Source organism: Streptococcus sp. k-163 (genome assembly GCF_013277555.1).
GTDB lineage: Bacteria > Bacillota > Bacilli > Lactobacillales > Streptococcaceae > Streptococcus.
Genome location: NZ_VMND01000012.1, coordinates 72,555 through 93,618, shown reverse-complemented (window position 1 = coordinate 93,618; position 21,064 = coordinate 72,555). Strand labels below are relative to the sequence as shown.

Annotated in this window: 17 protein-coding genes; all 17 read right to left on the bottom strand. The window is 41.8% G+C overall.

The genetic code is table 11. The annotated features are described in order from the left end of the window. Nucleotides 1-106: 106 nt before the first annotated feature. The 17 genes from HT731_RS04915 to nrdR all read right to left on the bottom strand — a co-directional run bounded on the left by HT731_RS04915 (nucleotide 107) and on the right by nrdR (nucleotide 21,031). Complete coding sequence (locus HT731_RS04915; RefSeq protein WP_061087697.1) at nucleotides 107-805, bottom strand: N-acetylmannosamine-6-phosphate 2-epimerase; 699 nt, start codon at nucleotides 803-805, stop codon at nucleotides 107-109. A gap of 381 nt (nucleotides 806-1,186) precedes the next feature. Further along, the gene (locus HT731_RS04910; protein WP_173277902.1) at nucleotides 1,187-4,951 is read right to left on the bottom strand and encodes an SIALI-17 repeat-containing surface protein; all 3,765 of its coding nucleotides are present in this window, start codon (nucleotides 4,949-4,951) and stop codon (nucleotides 1,187-1,189) included. Nucleotides 4,952-5,572: 621 nt separating this feature from the next. After that, a complete protein-coding gene (locus HT731_RS04905) occupies nucleotides 5,573-6,553 on the bottom strand; it encodes an acetylxylan esterase (RefSeq protein WP_061759281.1) in 981 nt (326 codons plus the stop codon). 422 nt (nucleotides 6,554-6,975) lie between these two features. Continuing rightward, nucleotides 6,976-8,991, bottom strand: coding sequence for an ATP-dependent DNA helicase RecG (gene recG / locus HT731_RS04900; RefSeq protein ID WP_173277900.1), 2,016 nt, complete (start codon nucleotides 8,989-8,991; stop codon nucleotides 6,976-6,978). An 18-nt stretch (nucleotides 8,992-9,009) separates the two neighbouring features. Further along, complete coding sequence (gene alr / locus HT731_RS04895; protein ID WP_173277899.1) at nucleotides 9,010-10,113, bottom strand: alanine racemase; 1,104 nt, start codon at nucleotides 10,111-10,113, stop codon at nucleotides 9,010-9,012. Beyond that, nucleotides 10,103-10,465, bottom strand: coding sequence for a holo-ACP synthase (gene acpS / locus HT731_RS04890; protein WP_049538791.1), 363 nt, complete (start codon nucleotides 10,463-10,465; stop codon nucleotides 10,103-10,105). Before acpS ends, alr begins: the two co-directional genes overlap by 11 nt. A 45-nt stretch (nucleotides 10,466-10,510) precedes the next feature. Then, a complete protein-coding gene (locus HT731_RS04885; RefSeq protein WP_173277897.1) occupies nucleotides 10,511-11,542 on the bottom strand; it encodes a 3-deoxy-7-phosphoheptulonate synthase in 1,032 nt (343 codons plus the stop codon). 1 nt (nucleotide 11,543) lies between these two features. Beyond that, nucleotides 11,544-12,575 carry a 3-deoxy-7-phosphoheptulonate synthase gene (locus tag HT731_RS04880; protein WP_000232187.1) on the bottom strand — a complete coding sequence of 344 codons (1,032 nt, stop codon included), beginning with the start codon at nucleotides 12,573-12,575 and terminating at the stop codon, nucleotides 11,544-11,546. Between the two features lie 80 nt (nucleotides 12,576-12,655). Continuing rightward, nucleotides 12,656-15,169, bottom strand: coding sequence for a preprotein translocase subunit SecA (gene secA, locus HT731_RS04875; RefSeq protein ID WP_173267205.1), 2,514 nt, complete (start codon nucleotides 15,167-15,169; stop codon nucleotides 12,656-12,658). A 145-nt stretch (nucleotides 15,170-15,314) separates the two neighbouring features. Next, a complete protein-coding gene (locus HT731_RS04870) occupies nucleotides 15,315-15,602 on the bottom strand; it encodes a hypothetical protein (protein WP_054388004.1) in 288 nt (95 codons plus the stop codon). A gap of 32 nt (nucleotides 15,603-15,634) precedes the next feature. Then, nucleotides 15,635-15,970 (bottom strand): hypothetical protein, encoded by a 336-nt coding sequence (locus HT731_RS04865; protein WP_173277895.1) that lies wholly within the window; start codon nucleotides 15,968-15,970, stop codon nucleotides 15,635-15,637. A 68-nt stretch (nucleotides 15,971-16,038) separates the two neighbouring features. Then, a complete protein-coding gene (locus HT731_RS04860) occupies nucleotides 16,039-16,374 on the bottom strand; it encodes a hypothetical protein (protein WP_173277966.1) in 336 nt (111 codons plus the stop codon). 82 nt (nucleotides 16,375-16,456) lie between these two features. After that, nucleotides 16,457-17,767: a ribosome biogenesis GTPase Der gene (gene der / locus HT731_RS04855; RefSeq protein WP_001207696.1), complete on the bottom strand. Its 1,311-nt coding sequence runs from the start codon at nucleotides 17,765-17,767 to the stop codon at nucleotides 16,457-16,459. Nucleotides 17,768-17,780: 13 nt separating this feature from the next. After that, nucleotides 17,781-18,494 (bottom strand): NADPH-dependent oxidoreductase, encoded by a 714-nt coding sequence (locus tag HT731_RS04850; protein ID WP_173277893.1) that lies wholly within the window; start codon nucleotides 18,492-18,494, stop codon nucleotides 17,781-17,783. Beyond that, complete coding sequence (dnaI, locus tag HT731_RS04845; RefSeq protein ID WP_042900503.1) at nucleotides 18,491-19,387, bottom strand: primosomal protein DnaI; 897 nt, start codon at nucleotides 19,385-19,387, stop codon at nucleotides 18,491-18,493. Before dnaI ends, HT731_RS04850 begins: the two co-directional genes overlap by 4 nt. Further along, nucleotides 19,388-20,557 (bottom strand): replication initiation and membrane attachment family protein, encoded by a 1,170-nt coding sequence (locus tag HT731_RS04840; RefSeq protein WP_173277891.1) that lies wholly within the window; start codon nucleotides 20,555-20,557, stop codon nucleotides 19,388-19,390. Further along, complete coding sequence (gene nrdR / locus HT731_RS04835; protein WP_001203672.1) at nucleotides 20,558-21,031, bottom strand: transcriptional regulator NrdR; 474 nt, start codon at nucleotides 21,029-21,031, stop codon at nucleotides 20,558-20,560. Nucleotides 21,032-21,064 lie beyond the last annotated feature (33 nt).

Genomic DNA, 21,064 nt, shown 5'->3' with positions numbered 1-21,064 from the left:
CTCCTATTTATAAGCGTATCCATATTGGATAATGAGCAAGTTTGCATCTGTATACGTTTTCATTTTATCCGACGCTTCCACCACTCTCCTCTATTTTGAGATTGTGTTATTTAAGACCAGCAACAAAGCGTTCTGTAATCTCTTTTGGTCTAGTAATAGCGCCACCAACAACAATACCTCGCACTCCATATCCTAGGATTTGTTTGGCTTGTTCTGGTGTATGAATTTTCCCTTCAGCGATAACATCTACACCCGCATCACAGAACTTCTTGATTAGTTCAAAATCTGGACCGTCTACCTTTGGACTGTAAGATGTGTAACCTGATAAGGTTGTTCCAACGAAGTCAATTCCTGCTTCTACGGCTGCTAACCCTTCTTCGAAGGTACTAGTATCAGCCATCAAGAGCTGGTTAGGATATTTTTCCTTAACCTGACGGATAAACTCCTGAATCTCCAAACCATCGTAGCGTTCGCGTTTAGTACAGTCTAGAGCAATCACTTCAATATCTAGTTCTGCTAATTCATCAACTTCTTTCATAGTAGCAGTGATGAAGGGTTCTTGAGGTGGATAATCTCGTTTGATAATCCCTATAATCGGAAGTTTTGTAACCTCTTTAATTTCCTTGATATCACGAACACTATTGGCTCGAATACCGACTGCTCCACCTTGCTCAGCCGCTTTGACCAGCAAGGGGATGACTCCTCCCGCTTCTGTATAAAGCGGTTCGTGAGGAAGGGCCTGACAAGAAACAATGATTCCATCTTTGATTTGTGCAATCAAGGCTTCTTTAGTAATCTGTGGCATCCTTTTTCCTCCTTTTCCTTTTTTCTTATGAGACAATTATATACTATTTTTAAAGCGCTTTCAATACTTTGTCATAGAATAGATTTCAGTTTCAAAAGTATTTTATAGAACAGCGTATCTTGAAAGTAGTTTCAGCAGAGAAAATAATTCACATCTATTATACTAATTTAAAACGCGTCAGCGTCGCCTTACCGTACTCAAGTGCAGTCTGCAGTCAGCTTCCTAGTTTGCTTTTTGATTTTAATTGAGTATTATTTTTATTTACCTCTCTATTCCAATTTATATCTATAAAACCAGCCTAGAATTCTAACTATCTTATTAGATTCCAGACTGGTTTATTTTAGATTAACATAGAAGTTCAAAGTGAGATTTCAGACAAAGTTAACTGTCTTTTTGTTTATAGGAAATCATTACTCCAAGGATCATTCCCACAAAACCAAGCAAAACTGTTGTTATTGATTTATTCTCACCTGTATTTGGTAACTTAGACTGTTCGTTATTACTTACTTTATTCTCTAATCGATTAGATTCAGAGTATTCATTTGTTGATAACAATTTAGATGACAGTGAAAGTTCTTCAGCCTTGTTATCTTCTGTAATATTTTTAAATGGTGGATTATCAATGGAGTGTCGGAAAGTCATCGCATAAATACTAGAATTATTAGTCTCAAAAATAATCTTTCCATCTTTTTGTTCGAATTCAATAGTGTGTAGTTTTCCTTCTGGATCTACAGCATAAACATTCTCAACGGACTGATCTGTAGCAAAAGTAACAAGGACTTTTCCTTCAGGTTTGACATATCTGCCATTTACATCCTTCAATTTGATATCAAATGCTTTGTAGTTTAATGAACTTAAATCACTAACTTGAACTTCTTGAATTTGAATACCTATCACATTTTTCAATACTTCTTCTGAAGCTTGAATTTGAATACTTCCTGTTTCATTTTTTAAAATACGTTGTGAACTAGCAATTTCTGTGATAACGTGCTTAGTTTCTGCTTCATCCTTACTGTCTTTATTATTTACTTGTTTATCAGTAGATTTCACTACTGAACTTCCTTCTCCTGCTGTAGATAATACTTCTGTATAATTTTCTACATCATACACAACACTAGTTACTGTATTCACTCCGCCTGTGAAATCTGGAAGGTGATGAATCTCAGCAACCGCACCATTCACGCCACCTGTAAACTCTGGCTTAGAGACTGTAGGAGCTGGAGAATCTCCTAATGTGGATATAATACCGCTATACTCTGGAACTTCTGTAACAAGTGAGTCGCCTCCATTCACGCCACCTGTAAACTCTGGCTTAGAGACTGTAGGAGCTGGAGAATCACCTAATGTGGATAGAACACCGCTATACTCTGGAACTTCTGTAACAAGTGAGTCGCCTCCATTAACCCCGCCTGTAAAGTCATGGTGTTCAACTGTTGGGGCCGATTCTTCTCCTGAGGTTGATAATGTATCACCCATATACTCTGGGATTTCTAGTATCGGAGATTCAATGAAAGGAACTCCACCTGTATAGTCTGAAATATGATGGACCTCAGCATCCGCACCATTCACTCCGCCTTTAAACTCTGGCTTAGCTACTGTAGGAGCTGGAGAATCACCTAATGTGGATATAATACCGCTATACTCTGGAACTTCTGTAACAAGTGAGTCGCCCCCATTCACGCCACCTTTAAACTCTGGCCTAGCTACTATAGGGGCTGGAGTGTCTCCTAATGTGGAGAGAACACCGCTATACTCTGGAACTTCTGTAACAAGTGATTCGCCTCCGTTAACTCCGCCTGTAAAGTCATGCTGTTCAACTGTTGGGGCCGATTCTTCTCCTAAGGTTGATAATACACCCGTATACTCTGGGATTTCCAGTATAGGAGATTCAGTGAAAGGAACTCCACCTTTAAACTCTGGCTTATCTACTGTAGGAGCTGCAAAGTCACCAGATGTACCTAAAATACCAGAATCTTCTTTTCCACTATCTTTTTTTGGATCTAATTTCCCAGCTAAATCCTTATCCGAATCCTTCTTAGAAGGTTCCACTTCTTTATCTTCCACATAGACAGGATCTTTTGGTTGACCCTCAATATAAGAACGAACCCAATCCAGCTGCTCTTTTGATAAGACTAAACCACCACTGCGGCTTCCTACAACACCATTTTGGTGAACTCCAATTAAAGCACCTTTATCATTATAAAGACCACCACCAGACGCTCCAGGTTTCGTACCTCCATAGCTAATTCCCTCTATTCCAGAACCGAAGTCTGTAGTTCCTACTACTTTGCTATCTAAAACTGGACTTAGCTTGTTATCTGGAAAACCATAGACCGAAACTGAATCCCCCTCTGCAACTTTCGAAGATTGTTTTACAACCTCTACAGGAGTTACTCCTTTTACTGCTTCTTTTAACCGAACCAAAGCTAAGTCATTTTTAAATCCAAATACTGAATCTTTTTTATTCCAATAAACAATATCATCATCTGAAAAATTCACAGACTTACCATTCGGCAAAGTTGCTTTATACACTGTATTGGTACGACCAGATTTAGTAATTACTTCAGAACCTTTAACTGTTAAGAAATTATGAGCGACTGTTAACACCAAATTGGGTGCAATTAAAGTACCTGACCCCGACCCATCTGGCGTTTGAATGTGCGTTGTAGCATAGAAATTTTCTGAGCCATTCGGAGCTTGTAACACCTCTTTACTAGGTACAGGTAAATTCGATTTACCACTCAAATCGACTTTACCAACTTCAGTTCTTGCAAAATCCGAAGAAGACGTTGATGGAGGAGTTACCGAATCTACTACCGCTCTTATAATTGTATCTCCTAAAGCTAACTTACTAACATATTCATCAGACCAAGTAGTATCACTTGCTAGTTTGTTAATTGGCACTCCGTTATAGGATACCACTTTAGCTGTTGGGGAAGTTGCTATTAACTGTTTGAAGTCTGGATTTTGTCTTAAATGAAAATTCAAGCCACTTCCAACAGGACCTTCCTGAACAACCTTATCTGAAATTAAACGAGTTCCTTTAGTATCTTCCACTCGAAGTAGAACACGACCTTTTTCTTCACCTTTTACTAAAGTAGCTCGACCTTTTTCATCAAAACTATATAAAGCACCATCAATCTCAGACTCTACATCTTTTAAAGCTATATGATTTTCATCATAGTAGTAACGGTTTGCACCATCTATATACCAACCCTTTATACCATATTTATCAATCATAGAACGAATCCAAGCTCTGTGCTTGTCCGTAAAGATAGTACCACCGCCAATACGCTCACTCTCAGGAGCGTTTGAAGTATTTGTTCCGTGCTGGTGGATACCGACTACCTCTCCCTTATCATTAAACAAAGGAGCACCTGAAAAACCTCCTAAAGCTGAGGAATGATAAGTGACTGCACCACTCTCTTTATTGATACTGCTCACAGTTGTTGAGACTGAATAAGCCTTACCGTCTTTCAAGCGAGCTTTATTTTCTTTACTTAAATTTGGAGTAGAAAAATCATTGGGATATCCGACCATAGTGATTTTATCACCAGTAGAAACCTCTTTATGACTCAACTCTCTTGGAGAGTCCTCACCACCTGTCATAGCTTCTACAGGCTTTTTAGTTACCACTACTGCTAAGTCGTTGCTATAGTCTTTACCAAAGTCTTTGCCGTTATACAAGTGAATAGAGTCTTTTTCAAGAGCTTCCGATACACCAGAAGTAGGTACTTTATTGCTTTTCTCCTTTTCCGAGTTCATCACAACATAACTACGAGCAGACTCCCCACCACGCAAGACCGCAGACTTATCCTCTTGGTTTTTATCATAGTAGTTATGAGCTACTGTTACCATCACATTCGGAGCTACAAAGACACCGCTACCTGATGCGGTTTGTTTTCCACTCGTTCCACTGTCATAAGTGGTGTAAGTCATAGCAACACCTTCTGCAGATTTACTATGAACATCCACATCTTGAATATCGCTACCACCTTGAATGACATCAGCATAAACAACCCCGCCACCAATAACTGGTAACTCTGGTGCAGCTAAGCCAATCACCGCTGATAGTGTCAAACAACCAACCAAACCATAAGCTTTGGATTTACGAAATTTCCCTAAACCCTTTAAACATATAAACATATATTACCTCACTTTAACTTTCAAAGTTAATTTATCCAAGTATATTCTAAAAAATAAAATATTACAGTTTCCATTAGCATAACACTCTCTATTTTGATTCTTACAATAAAAATAGACATGGACTATTTTGCTACTTTACAAATGCTATTTAAGTACTGTATCTACAGGAATATCGTTTTTACAAGATATTATCCTAACGAGAAAACCATCTTATACACAAACTTATATATAAATGTTCATTTGTAGCGAAACTGTATATTTTCTTATAAATTATAACACATTTCACAGGTGATTTTCAATGTATTGAAATAGGTTTCACCACATTAGACATAAGAATGACAAAATCAAAGAAAAAATCGGTTTGGCTTCTTATGGATGACTTTAGTTTCCATATCCTTTCTAATACAGGGAAAAACATTGGGGTATGATTCAGAAATAGCCATTCGTCTATCATTTCCGCTTCAAAGCATTCGTATCATAGTTCATATTAAGGACTCTATCATTCTTTCCCTAAAATACAGTGATAGCTATAAGAGTTACTGAATTTCAAAGTATATATGAACTAGAATATTTGCTGACTAGACTCTGTACAAAAAGAGAGCTACTAGGCTCTCTCATTCATCACTTCACATATTTAAAAGGAATCTCACTACCACATAGCCAGTTGTATACTTGGTCATTTACAAAGACATTCATGGCTTCGTGGGCATACTCAGGCATGATGCGATAGGTCTTATCGCAGGTGAGACGGTTGTAAATCGCAAACTGGGTAATAGGATAGCAAACATCATCGTCCAAGCCCGTAATCATCTTAACCTCACCCTTGATACGATGAGCGAGATTTTTCACATCGATATAGGCCAGGGTCGCCATGATTTCCTCCTCAGTTTCATGGAAGGGATCGTGAAACTTGAAATAACGGAAAAGTTCGTCGTAAGCCTCGCTAGTATTACCAATCTCAAGCACTCGTCTAAAGTCTGACAAGAAGGGATAGATGGCAACTGTTTTCTGAATCCGAGGATTGAGTGCTGCTGCAACCAAAGCTAAAGCCCCTCCTTGAGAGGCACCATAGCTAGAAAGACGATTCTCATCAACCTGAGACAAACTGGCAATAATTTCAACCAACTGGTAAATATCCAAATAGACATCCTTATAAAAGAGGTGCTCCCGATCTTCCACAGCACCACGGATAATATGCCCCTTAACTGTATTTCCTAGAGGAGACCGCAAGCCGTCTTGCGAGTAACCTGACTGGCCCCGCACATCTATGGAGACAACACCGTAACCAGATACGGTATAGGACAGCATGTCGGCCCAGTCCCAGCCACGTCCCATATAACCATGGAAATGGAAGATTATCGGAACCTTCTCCTCACTCTTTGGAAGAACGACGCGCGCATAGATCTTTCCTTCATTGGTTCCTTCAAATGTTAACTCATAGCACTTGATTTGAGGAATGCAGAAATCTCTTTCCTCCAACTGGTAGGCTGGAAGAGTTGAAACTTTTTTCACTTCCTCATCCCAGAAAGCATCAAAGTCCTCTGGAACCTCATCTCGTCCTTTATAAGTCTTAATTTCTTCTAACAAAGCTGGATTTTTCATAGCATGCTCCTTTTTGTAATCGCTATCACAACTGTAGCATATCTAGAAAAGCAATGCAAGAAAGAAAAGCAAATAGAAAGTGATTTTAGATTCTTTACTTTTAGGATGACAGGCTGAAAGTAGTTTTAGAAACGAAAAAAGAGCATTTCTGCCCTTCTTCTCCTATTCAAGCTTATTTTGTTGCTTCTTTCTTTTGAAAAGTGGTTTGGTAATTTACTTTAATCGTTACTGTCATGTGAGAGTCCTCGTTTCTTTTTGATGACTCTAGTATAAGGGGCAAACCTGAAAACTAGCTTAAGATTTTCTTAGAGAAAGCTTATACTCAATGAAAATCAAAGAGCAAACTAGGAAACTAGCCGCAGGCTGTACTTGAGTACGGCAAGGCGACGTTGACGTGGTTTAAATTTGATTTTCGAAGAGTATTAATCTAAATGTTCTTTCTTTTCCATATGAAGGGCAATCATGCGCCATTCCGAATCCTCTTGCCAACCTTCTATCGAACTAATGTAGCTAGCAACCTTTCTGCCTTCTTCTAAAATCGGAAAATCTTCTATAATATCAGCCACTTGAAACTCTGGGAGACCTGACTGTCTGGTTCCAAAAATCTCACCCGAACCCCGCATTTTCAAATCTTCCTCCGCAAGGACAAATCCATTGGTGGTTTCTGTCATGATGCGCATGCGGTCTTTCCCAGAATCAGTCTTGGGATTAGCAACGAGAACAGCATAGGACTGCTTGTCCCCCCGACCGACACGACCTCTGAGCTGGTGAAGCTGGCTGAGACCGAACCGATCGGCATCCATGATAATCATAACGGTCGCATTGGGAACATTGACCCCGACCTCGATAACCGTCGTCGAAACCAAAATATCCGTTTTTCTCTCTTTGAACTCCTGCATAATCTGGTCTTTTTCGTCACTCTTCATCTTACCATGTAGAAGAGCCACCTCTGCCTTACCAGCAAAATGAGCCGTCAGCTCCTCTGATAAGGCAATAGCATTTTTCAAATCCAGAGCTTCTGATTCTTCAATCAAGGGAGAGATGACATAGGCTTGAGAACCTTTTTGGATTTCCCCCTCTAACCAAGTCAAGACCTGAGGCAGTTGCTCATGCTTAATCCAACGTGTCACAATAGGTTTCCGACCCGCAGGCATCTGGTCGATAATGGAAACATCCATATCGCCAAAGGCTGTGATGGCCAGCGTCCGTGGAATGGGAGTCGCCGTCATCATGAGAACATCTGGATTGTCGCCTTTTTCCCGTAAAATACGCCTTTGCCCCACGCCAAAACGGTGCTGCTCATCGATGATAATCAAACCAAGACGAGCATAATCCACCCCATCTTGTATCAGAGCGTGGGTTCCGATAATCAAATCAGCCTCACCCTTGGCAATGGTTTCCAAGACTTCTCTTTTTTCTGCCGACTTCAAGGAACCTGTCAAAAGAGCTAATTTCAAGTCTGGAAAAAGGTTCTGTAAACTCTCAAAATGTTGCTCTGCAAGGATTTCTGTCGGTACCATGAGGGCAGCCTGATAACCAGCTGTCACCGCCGCAAACATGGCCAAGCCAGCGACCACCGTTTTTCCGCTCCCCACATCCCCTTGTAGGAGACGATTCATGTGGTGGTCGGACTTCATGTCTGTCAAAATTTCCTGCAAACTCTTTTCTTGAGCTGGGGTCAGGGCAAAAGGCAGACTTTCTTTAACAGCCGTCACTTTTTCCTGAGACCAATTCAGAACCAAACCGCTTCCCTGAACTCTATTTTCAGACTTGAGGGTCTGCAATTGCATTTGGAAATAAAAGAGTTCCTCAAACTTGATACGGCGAAGGGCCTGCTTGTATTCTGCCAAATCCTTGGGGAAATGCATGGCACAAACGGCCTGACAACGGGACATGAGTTTGTATTTATCCAGCAAGGACTGAGGAAGATTTTCTTCTATTAAGAGGTCCAGCCCCTGATCAAAGGCCGTCTTGATGACCTTAACCAAACTGGCCTGACTGATTCCCTGAGCCAAGCGATAAACAGGTTGGAGGTCATCTTCCACCTGAGCCAGGACCTTCATCCCTGTCAGACTAGCCTTGGCACGATCCCATTTTCCAAAGACGGCAAGAGTTGCTCCCAACTCTATCTTATCAGCCAGATAGGGCTGGTTAAAGAAGTTCACCGCAAAAACGACTTCTCCCTGCTTAAGACTAAAGCGCAGGCGATTGCGCTTGAAACCATAATACTGGACACTAGCAGGAGTCACGACTTGACCAGAAAGAACCGCCTTTTCACCGTCTTCTAGTTCCAATACTTGCTTGGTCTTGAAATCTTCATAACGGAAAGGAAAGTAGAGCAAGAGATCTTGCAAATTTTCAATTCCTAGTTTGGCGTATTTTTCTGCTGACTTTGGTCCCACACCAGGTAAGACATGCAAGGGTTGATGTAGATTCATGCTCCACTCCTTTCTTTTCTAATCATATTCTCTCGGAATGCGATCGCTGAGGAGACAAACCACCTCATAGTTAATGCTTCCACGGTAGGTCGCTACCTGAGTAGCTGTGATTTCCTTGTCGCCGTTGGTGCCGATCAAGGTTACTTTTGTTCCTAGCGGATAAAGCTTAGGCAGACGAATGGTAATTTGGTCCATTGAAACCCGCCCAACGATTGGGCAAACTTGGCCATCTACCAAGACAGAGAAATTCTGCATGTCTCGTGTCCAACCATCCGCATAACCGATTGGCACGGTCGCGATGACTTGCTCGCTATCCGCTTGATAAGTTGCTCCGTAGCCCATGCAAGCTCCGGCTGGCACTGTCTTGACATGAACCAAGGCAGATTCCAAGGTCAAGGCTGGTTTCAAGTCATAGGGCAAGTCCAATACCTCTCCACTTGGGTTAAGACCATACATAGCATCTCCCATACGAACAGCGTTAAAAATAGTCTCTGCATGCCAAAGAGTCGTTGCAGAATTACTTGCGTGAACCAGGTCTGGAAGACCTTTCATACTTGCCAAAATAGCTTTAAACCGTTCTAACTGGGCATTAAAGTAGTCATCTGATTCCTCGTCTGCAGTAGCAAAGTGGGTAAAAATCCCCTCAACATGCGCACCGTGTTGCTTGAGTATGTCTTGAGCCTGCTCAGCCTTACGAGCCTCTCTAAAACCAATTCGTCCCATTCCTGAGTCAATCTTGAGGTGGACTGTTAAACCAGTTAGGTCTGATTCCTTATCTAAGAGTGATTGAATCCACTCCAGTCCAGCCACAGTCAAGGTGATATCGTATTCTTTAGCAAGAGCAACAGCTTCTAGATCAGAAACTCCTAAAATGAGGATTTTCTTGCTGAGTCCAGCCTGTCTGAGTTCAAGGGCTTCATCGATATTGGAAACGCAAAAGCCATCAACATCATCTTGAATTGCCTTAGCAACAGTAACAGCTCCATGACCATAGGCATTGGCCTTGACCACAGCCCACTTGAGCGTTCCTTGAGGGATATGAGCCCCCATTTGCTGAATATTGTGTCGAATAGCTCCCAGATGAATCAGAGCCTTGGTTGGTCTATGTGGACTAGCTTTCATGATTTTCCTCCAAAATGACACTGGCTGTCACAAGTTGATCTGTATGGCTGATAGACAGCCAAATCTTTCCTGAAAATGGTGACTGACTAAAATAAGGCGCCCCGCGTTCATTGTTCAAAACTTCTAAATCCTGAAAACTGAGCTTTCCAATACCAGTTCCCATAGCCTTGGAAAAAGCCTCCTTAGCCGACCAGCGACCAGCCAAATATTCAATCTGCCTGCGCCCTTTGAGACTGGCAAATCGCTCCATTTCCTTAGTGGTCAGCACGCGCTTGGCAAACCCTTCATGTCGTGCAACTGCGCTTTCTATCGAAGCCAACTCTTCGATATCAATTCCATGTCCAACTATCATACTCATCAAAAGGAGTTGAGAATCCCCCAACTCCATCCTTTTCACTTATTTTGTCAAGGTAGCATAGATTTCTTCTACCAAGGCCTCTGTATTTTCCCAACCTAGGCAAGGATCGGTAATGGAACATCCAAAGACCTCTGGTTGGTTTTGACGACCATCTGCTAGGTAAGATTCAATCATAAAGCCTCGAACTGTCTTTTTAATCTTCTCATTCCAATCACGATTTTGCAAGGTCTGACGGACAATTCGAATCTGTTCCATATATTGCTTGCCAGAATTATCATGGTTGGTATCAATGAGGATAAAGGGATTTTCAAGTCCCATGGCTTCATAGCGCTCAATGGCATTTAACAAAGTTTCATAGTAGAAGTTAGGCTCATTTTTCCCATATTCATTAACTGCACCACGAAGGATGACGTGGGCTAAAGAATTTCCTGAAGTCTCAACTTCTTGACCATGGAAGAGGAAGGTCTGTTTGTTCTGAGCGGCATAGATGCCATTAAACATGACACCCAGATTTCCAGAGGTTGGATTTTTCATTCCGACTGGTGCATCAATCCCTGAGGCCACAAAACGGTGCTCTTGGTCTTCCACAGAACGAGCCCCAACAGCATGGTAGCTGACCAAATCATCCACCAAGACCAGATTTGACGGATAAAGCATCTCATCTGCCGTTGTCAAACCAGTCTCTGTAATCACGCGGTAGTGCAACTGGCGCACAGCCTGCAAGCCGTTAATCAGGCTTGGAGCCTTAGAGGTATCTGGTTGGTGAACCAAACCTTTATAACCGTCTCCATTGGTGCGAGGTTTAGCAGTATAAACACGCATAACCATGAAAATCTTGTCCGCCACCTTCTTTTGCAAGGCGGATAAACGGCGGGCATATTCCAAGACAGCCTCTTCATTATCAGAAGAGCAAGGACCAATCACCAAAAGGATGCGGTCATCTTCTCCTGAAATGATGTCTGCCAATTCTCTATCACGACGCTCCTTTAGTCGCAAGGCTTCCGCAGACAATTGGGTTTCTGCCTTGATTGCTTCAATATCAATTTCTTGACCTTTTTCAATAAATGCCATACTATTCTCCTAGCGTTTGGTAGATTTCTCTGACAAGGGCTTCTGTATTTTCCCAGCCAAGGCAAGGGTCTGTGATCGACTTGCCAAATACTTCTGGTTCGTTCTGACGACCGTCTTCTAGATAAGACTCAATCATAAAGCCACGAACATACTGCTTGATTTTTTCATTCCAATCACGGTTAATCAAGGTCTGGCGGACAATTCGAATCTGATCCATGTATTGCTTACCAGAGTTGTCATGATTGGTATCCACGATGATAAAGGGATTTTCCAAGCCCATTTTCTCATACTGGGCAATGGTATCCATCAAATTATCATAGTAGTAGTTAGGAATATTCTTACCATACTCATTGATTGCTCCACGAAGAATAGCGTGCGAAAGCGGGTTCCCAGTTGTTTCCACTTCTTTTCCTAGGAAAAGGAAACTCTGTTTGTTTTGAGCAGCATAAATCCCATTAAACATGACATTGAGATTTCCAGAGGTTGGATTTTTAAACCCAGTCGCGAAATCTGCCCCACTTGCCACAAAGCGGTGTTGCTGATCTTCAACTGAACGGGCACCAACTGCCATGTAAGAAATCAAATCATCCACTAGCGGAAGATTTTCAGGATAAAGCATTTCATCAGCTGTTGTCATACCGGTTTCCGTAATGACACGATAGTGAAGATGGCGAACGGCTTTGATTCCGTTGATGAGACTAGGCGCTTCTGCCGTGTTAGGCTGGTGAATCAAGCCCTTATAGCCATCTCCGTTGGTACGGGGTTTGGCAGTATAAACACGCATAACCATAAAGATACGGTCTGCTACTTCTTCTTGTAGGACTGCCAAACGCTTAGCGTACTCAAGAACAGCTTCTTCATTGTCAGATGAGCATGGCCCGATTACCAAGAGAACTCGCTGGTCATCTCCACGTATAATGGCTTCTAGCTCTTGATCGCGCTGTGATTTTCTCTCCAAAGCTTGTCCTTCCAATTTTGATAAGGCACGAACTTCTTCAATATTAATTTTAGGACTTTTTGCTGTAAATACCATAACTCATCTCCTTATAAAGCAAACGGATACCAAGTAAAAATATACTTTTCACAAGGTATCCGCCTCTAAACTATCTCATTTTATTGTCTTTTTCCGTGACAGTTTTTAAACTTCTTACCAGAACCACATGGGCAAAGTTCATTACGTCCAATCTGGCTCAAATCCAAATCTTCTGGCATATTTGCTTGGTGGGCAGCGATATTGCGGGTCGCTGTTGTACTGATATGGTGTTCTGCTTGTGGTCTTTCTTGTTCATGAATTTGTGCTTTCATCATCAAGCGTGTCACATCAAACTCAATCGAACCAATCATGTCATTAAACATACGGAAACCTTCTGCCTGATACTCAACAACAGGGTTGTTCTGAGCATAGCCACGAAGTCCAACCGCGTTACGCAATTGATCAAGGGCATCGATATGATCTGTCCACTTGTTATCTACAACTCGTAGAATCAAGACTTTTTGGAATTCTTTGACTGCTTCTTCATCGCGTAGTTTTGAAACCTGACTATCGTAAACCTTCAAGGCACGTTCGAAGAGCTCTTCCTTAATAGCCTTATCAGACAAGCCTGACAAGTCTTCAACAGAAATAGAATCTTCTGGAAGCAAGTTGTACTTAGCAAAGTTCAAAATTGCTTCTAGTTTTTCATCTTGTTTGGCACGCGCATGACCATCAACGACACGACCAATCGTGCGTTTGATCATAGAGTGAATTTCAGGTGCCAAGTCACGATCTGCAGTGATAACGTCGTAACGTTGAGCATAGATAATCTCACGTTGTTCACGCATGACGTCATCGTATTGAAGGACTTGTTTACGGGTATCGTAGTTATTTCCTTCGACACGTTTTTGCGCTGCTTCAACCTGACGTGTCAACATACGAGACTCAATTGCCTCTTCAGACATGTTGAGACGTTCAAAGATTCCCTTCAAGCGTTCAGAACCAAAACGTTTCATCAAGTCATCTTCAAGAGATAGGTAGAATTGTGACTCACCTGGATCTCCTTGACGACCTGAACGTCCACGAAGCTGGTTATCGATACGACGGCTTTCATGACGTTCTGTACCAATCACACAAAGTCCACCCAATTCGCGAACCCCTTCACCAAGCTTGATGTCGGTACCACGACCGGCCATGTTGGTTGCGATGGTAACAGCACCACGTTGACCAGCATTCATGATGATTTGGGCTTCTTTATAGTGGTTTTTAGCATTCAAGACTTCGTGAGGTACACCAGCTGCGACCAATTTCTTAGAAATGTAGTCACTGGTTTCAACCGCTACTGTACCAACCAAGACAGGCTGACCTTTTTGGTAACGAGCCTTAACGTCTTCAACAACCGCTTTAAACTTAGCTTCAATGCTAGCAAAAAGTAGGTCTGGATGGTCAATACGTTGAACAGGACGGTTTGTTGGGATTGGAATAACACGAATGTTGTAAATTTCACGGAATTCTTCTTCCTCAGTCTTACCTGTACCCGTCATACCAGACAATTTCTTGTACATACGGAAAAGGTTTTGGTAAGTGATTGAGGCAGATGTCTTGGTTTCATCCTGAATTGGCACACCTTCTTTGGCTTCAATGGCTTGGTGCAATCCATCAGAATAACGACGACCTTCCATAGTACGACCTGTAAATTGGTCGACGATCAGAATTTCTTGCTCTTCGCTCACCACATAGTCAATATCGAGAAGCATGATGTAGTTGGCACGAAGAGCATTATCAATAAAGTGAGTCAAAGCCACATTTTCGATGTCATAGAGGTTTTCAAGTTTGAAGTAGCTTTCAGCCTTGTCAATCCCTGAATCAGACAAACCAATAGTCTTAGACTGCACATCGATGATGTAGTCGTCTTTGTCCAACGATTTTACATAGTGGTCTGCCATATGGTAGAGCTGACTGGTTTCAACTGCGTTAGCACCTGATACAATCAAAGGTGTACGTGCCTCGTCAATCAAGATTGAGTCAACCTCATCGACCAAGGCATAGTTGAGCGGACGTTGTACCATGTTTTCAGCACGAACAACCATATTGTCACGAAGGTAGTCAAATCCGATTTCTGAGTTGGTTGAATAAGTAATATCACACTCATAGGCTTCTTTTTTCTCCATTGGAGATTTGGCAGCCAAGTTAATCCCTACTGACAAGCCAAGCCAAGAGTACAATTCACCCATCTCAGTCGCGTCACGTTCAGACAGATATTCATTGACCGTAACTACGTGAACCCCTTTACCTGAAAGAGCATTGAGGTATACGGGCATGGTCGCAGTCAAGGTTTTTCCTTCCCCTGTACGCATCTCTGGCACGTCACCATGGTGAAGTACGATTCCTCCCATGACCTGAACCTTATATGGGAAGAGACCTAGGACACGTTTGGCACCCTCACGGACAACCGCAAATGCTTCATAAAGCAATGAATCCAGTGATTCTCCATTTTGATAACGTTCTTTAAATTCAACTGTTTTTGCTTTTAGTTGGTCGTCAGTCAAAGCAGCCATTTGGTCTTCGTATTTGAAAACCTTGTCAGCCATCTTTTCCAGACGACGGATTTCTCCTTTATCATTTTCGATAATTGTTTTTAAAATATTAGCCATGTTTTTCCTTACTTTAAATTCCGAATATTTTAGAATGTTCTTTTAATTTTAGCACAATTACTGATTATTTTCAAGGAAGAATCCCCATTTTGAAAAGGAAAAAGAGGCTAGTTCCCAAGCTAACCTCTCTGACTTTTATGTTGGTTTAATTGCCAAAAATCGGCAAAATGGCAAATAGGATAAATAGATTTATCCAAAGAGAAAGACAGCAGATGAGTCCAAAAACAAAGAGACTGACTTTCTTGGACAGCAAGGCCATCAAAATAGACAGAATACCAAAAACTAGCAAGACTTTCTGTATGCTGAAGAGGTCAATCTTTCCCCCCAGAATCGGACTGCCCCAAGGAAGAAAGAAGAAAGCAATCCAGATTAGCAGAACTAAACCAATATAGACCTTGGAATAGCGTGTAATGAATGATTTTAGATGTACCATAAGCTACCTCCTATCAACAAAAAACATATAAATCAATGTCTCCCCGCTTTAGACTTCCCTAGCTCCCGTCTCAAGCGAAACATTTTTTTGAAACAGATATAGTCTAACCAGTCACTAGCAAAAGCAATAAATAGTAATAATAGCCAAATGCCCCAAAGCTTGATATCTGCCACATTTCTCAAGACGATATTGAAAAGCAGGACTGAAAAAACTGTCCAAGCAAGGCTAAAAAGAGCATAGAGGGTGATGTAAATCCAGTAAAAATAGTAAAAAATTGGGAAAAATTTACTATCTCTATTATCCTTGTCAATCCAGCTGAAAAAGTAAATACAGGGAAATATGAGCAAGAATTTAAACAAATGTTCCATCAGCGACACCTCCTCTTTAAAATTGTTTTCTTTAGTTTTGTTCTATTAAATGTTATTACCAATATAAATCAATGCCTTCCACCTTTAGACTTCCCTAGTTCTCGTCTCAAGCGAAGCATTTTTTTGAAACAGAAATAAGTTGACCTATTCAGACCAATAGCTAGCAGAATAAAAAGAAACCAAATGCCCCATAACTTGATATCTGTCAAATTTCTCAAGACGATATTGAAAAACAGAACTGAAATAACTGTCCAAGCAAGACTAAAAAGAGAATAGAGAGGGATGTAAACCCAGTAAAAATAGTAAAAAATTGGGAAAAATTTACTATTTCTGTTGGCCTTTTCAATCCAGTTATCAAAATAAAAGTAAGGTGCTAAAAATAAGAATTTAAACAAATGTTCCATCATCGACACCTCCCTTTGATAGCGTTTTCTTCCACTTCATTCTATCAAAAAAATCTGGAAATGTCATTCCAGATTCTACTTTTTATTTGCGTTTTCTTGCGATGAGATGAATTGGTGTTCCCTCAAAAACAAAGGCCTTGCGGATTTGATTTTCCAAGAAACGCAGGTAAGAAAAGTGCATGAGTTCTTCTTCGTTTACAAAGATAACAAAGGTTGGTGGTTTGGTTGCCACTTGAGTCGCATAGAAAATCTTGAGACGTTTCCCTTTGTCTGTCGGTGTTGGGTTGATGGCAATGGCATCCATGATGACATCGTTCAAGACAGCTGATGGGATACGTGTGTTTTGACTTTCGCTGATTTGCTTGATCATCTCAGGAAGTTTGTGGAGACGTTGCTTGGTCAAGGCTGATACAAAGATAATCGGTGCGTAAGGAAGGTATTGGAACTGCTCACGGATATCTTCTTCCCAGTTTTTCATAGTATGATTGTCTTTTTCAAGTGTATCCCACTTGTTGACCACGATAATCATTCCTTTGCCAGCTTCATGGGCAAATCCTGCGATACGCTTGTCGTATTCACGGATTCCTTCTTCCGCATTGATGACCATCAAGACCACATCTGAGCGGTCAATAGCACGCATGGCACGCATGACAGAGTATTTCTCAGTATTTTCATAAACCTTACCAGACTTACGCATACCAGCCGTATCAATCATGGTAAACTCTTGACCATCTGTATCTGTAAAGTGGGTATCAATGGCGTCACGAGTTGTTCCAGCAACAGGACTGGCAATGACACGGTCTTCTCCCAAGATAGCGTTAATCAAGCTTGATTTTCCAACGTTTGGACGACCAATCAGGCTAAACTTAATGACATCTGGATTTTCTTCTTCATATTCATTTGGAAGATTTTCTACGATGGCGTCTAGCACATCCCCTGTACCGATACCATGGACAGATGAGATCGGCAGTGGTTCGCCCAAACCGAGGGCATAGAAATCATAGATATCGTTTCGCATCTCAGGATTATCCACCTTGTTAACCGCGAGGATAACTGGTTTGTGGGTCTTGTAAAGCTTACGAGCTACGTATTCGTCTGCATCGGTAATTCCTTCCTTACCAGACACGACAAAGACGATAACATCTGCTTCTTCCATGGCAATTTCTGCCTGGTGCTTGATTTGTTCCATGAAAGGAGCATCGACATCATCGATTCCTCCTGTATCAATCATGCTAAAAGAGCGATTGAGCCACTCACCCGTCGCATAGATACGGTCACGTGTCACTCCTTCGACATCTTCTACAATGGAGATTCGCTCACCAGCGATCCGATTAAATAGGGTTGATTTCCCAACATTGGGACGTCCTACAATGGCAATAGTTGGTAGGGCCATAATTTCTCACTTTCTACAATAACTTCTTCTGTTCAAGATTTTTTCTAGTTGAGCTTGGTTCTGCTTGTCCAAACTGTTCTGCTAGACGCTGGCTCCAGCTTGTGGTCGCACGCGCCCCAGCATAGTCCGCCTGTACACGGTCATAAGCCTCAATCACATCAACTGTTTGTTCCTGGTATTCTTCCTCAAAAACCACCTGATGCAATGGCAAGCGAGGTTTGACTTCATGTTCTTCATTTGGTAAACCTAGTGCCATCCCAAAGACAGGATAGGTGTAGTCAGGCAGGTTAAAGAGCTCTGCCATTTCTTCTGACTTGTAACGCACCAAGCCAATAATGACACCACCATAGCCCAAGCTTTCAGCTGCCAGCAAGGCATTTTGACCAGCAAGAGCCGCATCGACTGAACTAATCAAGAGACCTTCTACACCTTGAGGTTGGAAGTTGTCAGTATGAAGCTGAGCTCCCTTTTCCGCTCGGTTCAAATCTCCGACAAAGAGAAGGAAAACAGCAGACTGGCGAATAGCTTCTTGAGGTACCAATTCATACAAGGCATCTTTCTTTTCTTGACTTCGCACTACAATCACAGAGTAGGATTGGAAATTCTTCCAAGACGAGGCCATCTGGGCTGCTGTCAGGATTTCAGTCAAATCTTCCTGAGGAAGGGCTTGCTCTTTAAACCTGCGCACTGAAGTGTGAGCCTTCATTAATTTGATTGTTTCTGTCATCGACGGTTTACTCCTTCTAAACGAGTCTCCTCAGCCAAATAACGGATGCGTTCCATGACGCGTCTGGCTTCCCAGGTTTCGTCATTTCCATGTTTCCCTTTAGCGAAATGCTGCTCCAATTCTTCAAAGTTGAAGTTGGAGGTGAAAAAAGTCGGTAAATTTTCCTGCATCCGATATTGAAGAATGACTTGCAGGATTTCATCACGCACCCAAGCTGTTGATTGCTCGGCACCAATATCATCTAAAATCAGGACTTCAGACAGTTTAATCTCATCTACCAAGGTCTTGACATTACCATCACCGATAGCATTTTTGACATCAATGACAAAGCTAGGATAGTGAAGGAGAGTGGATGAAACACCACGTTTTTCTGATAAATCATGGGCTAGGGCAGCCACCATGAAACTTTTACCCACACCAAAGTCTCCATATAAATAAAGACCTTTTCGAATAGCTGGATATTGTTCCACGAAGGCTAGTAGCTTCTCAAAAACTGGTAAGCGCCCCAAATCATCCAAGTCAACTTGAGCCAAACTAGCTTTCTTAAGACTGGCTGGCAGATTGATTAACTTGAGACGGTTCTTAATAGCCGCTTCTTTTTCCGCTGCGATTAGTTCAGGAGTTTCTTCGTAAGAAACGTCCGCATAGCCATGATTCATAACCAAAATCGGCTTGTAGCCTTTAGCAATATAATCCGTATCCCCACGGAGAAACTTGTCTCTCTCGGTGATGTATTGATTAAACTTGGAGATACTACGATTCAATTCCTCTGGAGTCAAGGATTCTTGCTGGATAAAGGCCGCAACATCAGGGTCCTTCATGATTTTCTGGACCAAATCTTGATAATGAAAACGGCTAGGTTGACGTTTGAGTACGTCTCCGACACTTTCCATCTAATCTCCTCCTTTTTCTAATCGAGCTAATAATTCTTGTTTCTTACGTTCTAGTTCCAGACGAGTTTCCTCGCTGGTTTCATTCTTATAATCTGGATTGCTCCACTTGGGTACATTGGACTTGGTAGGACTCGGTTTACTGCTTTTTTGAGCCTGGCTCTTCTGCCCTCGCTCACGGATTCGCAAGACTGCCTCTTCTGCTGAATGAATCTTTTGATAGGCATAGTCATTGGCTACCTTCATGGCATATTTCTCATTGATATTTGCCGAATCTACCTTATTAAAGGTCAACAAGAGAATAATATTTATGACTTCGTCCAGCAAGCCCAAACCAGCCATCTGTTGCAAGAGGTCTCTTTCTGTTTGGGTAATGGTTCCCTTGCGTGTTTGCTTGATTTCTGCCAAGAACTGCAGGGCAGTCTTACTTTTGGCTTCCTTGATAATGGTTGCTTCCTTAGAACTAAAGTCAGAGGAAACAGGTTTTTGAGCGATTTTTTCCCGCATGCGTTTGGTTGAAATAACCTGGGAAACAGCTGTTGACTTGGCCAATTGATAAGTCTCAAACCAAGTCCATTTTTTCTCCTCGGCAATGGCAAAGAGGTTTAAGACGTCGGACTGCTCATCCGCAAAGCGAAGCCCATCTCGAGCCATAAGCTGACGAAAATGGTCTAAGTCAAAATCGTTGGCCACTTTCTTCTTGAGACTAAGGTCTTCTTGACTTCCCAGTTCTGCCAAGTCTGGAAAGACTTGATTGAGTGAGACAGGTATTTCTTCACCATCAGCACTTTCAACTCCCAAATCCTCCACAGCTGCATCGCCAATCTTCTTCTCCAAAAGTCTACGATACACAGGATGCTCCAAGAAGTCCTGACTAGATAGAGGAGCATGAAGGGCTAACTGATAAACATCCCCCTTTTGATAGAGGGTTAAGAGATTGAAAGCAGATAGGATTTTCAAGGATTTTATCAATCTATCCATTCCAAAGTTGAGATGGTTGAGAATGCTTGAAAAGAGGTATTCCTTTCTACCATTATCCCAAAAACTGATTGTATAAAGATAAAGGCTCAGTGCCTCCTGACCGATAATCGGGAGGTAGCACTGTACCAGAGATGAGGTATCTTGTGACACCCGATTATTCTTTAGATAAGAAAAACGGTCAATTGGCTTCATTTATCTTTCCTTTTTCTTTTTAGAGGACTGGGTGATTTGTTGGAGCAAGCTCTCTAACTCACTGACATCCTTAAAACTACGATAGACACTGGCAAAACGCACATAGGTAATCTCATCCAATTCAGCCAACTCCTCCATGACGAGTGAACCAATATCCTCACTTTGAATTTCATTTTCATTTCGACCACGGAGTTTCTGTTCGATACGATTGACTACCATGTTGATTTCATCACTTGACACAGGACGTTTCTGGGCTGAGCGGATAATCCCATTAAAGATTTTATCTCTGGAGAATTGTTCCCGTGTGCCATCTTTTTTAACAACCACTAGGGTTCTTTCTTCTACCCGTTCGTAGGTTGTAAAACGGTGTTGGCATTCATCGCACTCGCGTCTTCTACGAATGGTGTTCCCTTCTTCTGCTTGGCGACTATCGATAACACTTGACTTGGTAGCCCCACATTTTGGACAACGCATCCTTTCCCTCCTTATCGTTTTCTTTTCATTATA

Excerpts from the sequence above, each read along its gene's own strand:
- HT731_RS04910 (WP_173277902.1), bottom strand. The coding sequence starts at position 4,951 with ATGTTTATATGTTTAAAGGGTTTAGGGAAATTTCGTAAATCCAAAGCT.
- HT731_RS04840 (WP_173277891.1), bottom strand. The coding sequence starts at position 20,557 with ATGAAGCCAATTGACCGTTTTTCTTATCTAAAGAATAATCGGGTGTCA.
- HT731_RS04885 (WP_173277897.1), bottom strand. The coding sequence starts at position 11,542 with ATGGCATTTATTGAAAAAGGTCAAGAAATTGATATTGAAGCAATCAAG.
- HT731_RS04865 (WP_173277895.1), bottom strand. The coding sequence starts at position 15,970 with ATGGAACATTTGTTTAAATTCTTGCTCATATTTCCCTGTATTTACTTT.
- nrdR (WP_001203672.1), bottom strand. The coding sequence starts at position 21,031 with ATGCGTTGTCCAAAATGTGGGGCTACCAAGTCAAGTGTTATCGATAGT.
- HT731_RS04860 (WP_173277966.1), bottom strand. The coding sequence starts at position 16,374 with ATGGAACATTTGTTTAAATTCTTATTTTTAGCACCTTACTTTTATTTT.
- secA (WP_173267205.1), bottom strand. The coding sequence starts at position 15,169 with ATGGCTAATATTTTAAAAACAATTATCGAAAATGATAAAGGAGAAATC.
- acpS (WP_049538791.1), bottom strand. The coding sequence starts at position 10,465 with ATGATAGTTGGACATGGAATTGATATCGAAGAGTTGGCTTCGATAGAA.
- der (WP_001207696.1), bottom strand. The coding sequence starts at position 17,767 with ATGGCCCTACCAACTATTGCCATTGTAGGACGTCCCAATGTTGGGAAA.
- HT731_RS04880 (WP_000232187.1), bottom strand. The coding sequence starts at position 12,575 with ATGGTATTTACAGCAAAAAGTCCTAAAATTAATATTGAAGAAGTTCGT.
- dnaI (WP_042900503.1), bottom strand. The coding sequence starts at position 19,387 with ATGGAAAGTGTCGGAGACGTACTCAAACGTCAACCTAGCCGTTTTCAT.
- HT731_RS04905 (WP_061759281.1), bottom strand. The coding sequence starts at position 6,553 with ATGAAAAATCCAGCTTTGTTAGAAGAAATTAAGACTTATAAAGGACGA.
- HT731_RS04870 (WP_054388004.1), bottom strand. The coding sequence starts at position 15,602 with ATGGTACATCTAAAATCATTCATTACACGCTATTCCAAGGTCTATATT.
- HT731_RS04915 (WP_061087697.1), bottom strand. The coding sequence starts at position 805 with ATGCCACAGATTACTAAAGAAGCCTTGATTGCACAAATCAAAGATGGA.
- HT731_RS04850 (WP_173277893.1), bottom strand. The coding sequence starts at position 18,494 with ATGACAGAAACAATCAAATTAATGAAGGCTCACACTTCAGTGCGCAGG.
- recG (WP_173277900.1), bottom strand. The coding sequence starts at position 8,991 with ATGAATCTACATCAACCCTTGCATGTCTTACCTGGTGTGGGACCAAAG.
- alr (WP_173277899.1), bottom strand. The coding sequence starts at position 10,113 with ATGAAAGCTAGTCCACATAGACCAACCAAGGCTCTGATTCATCTGGGA.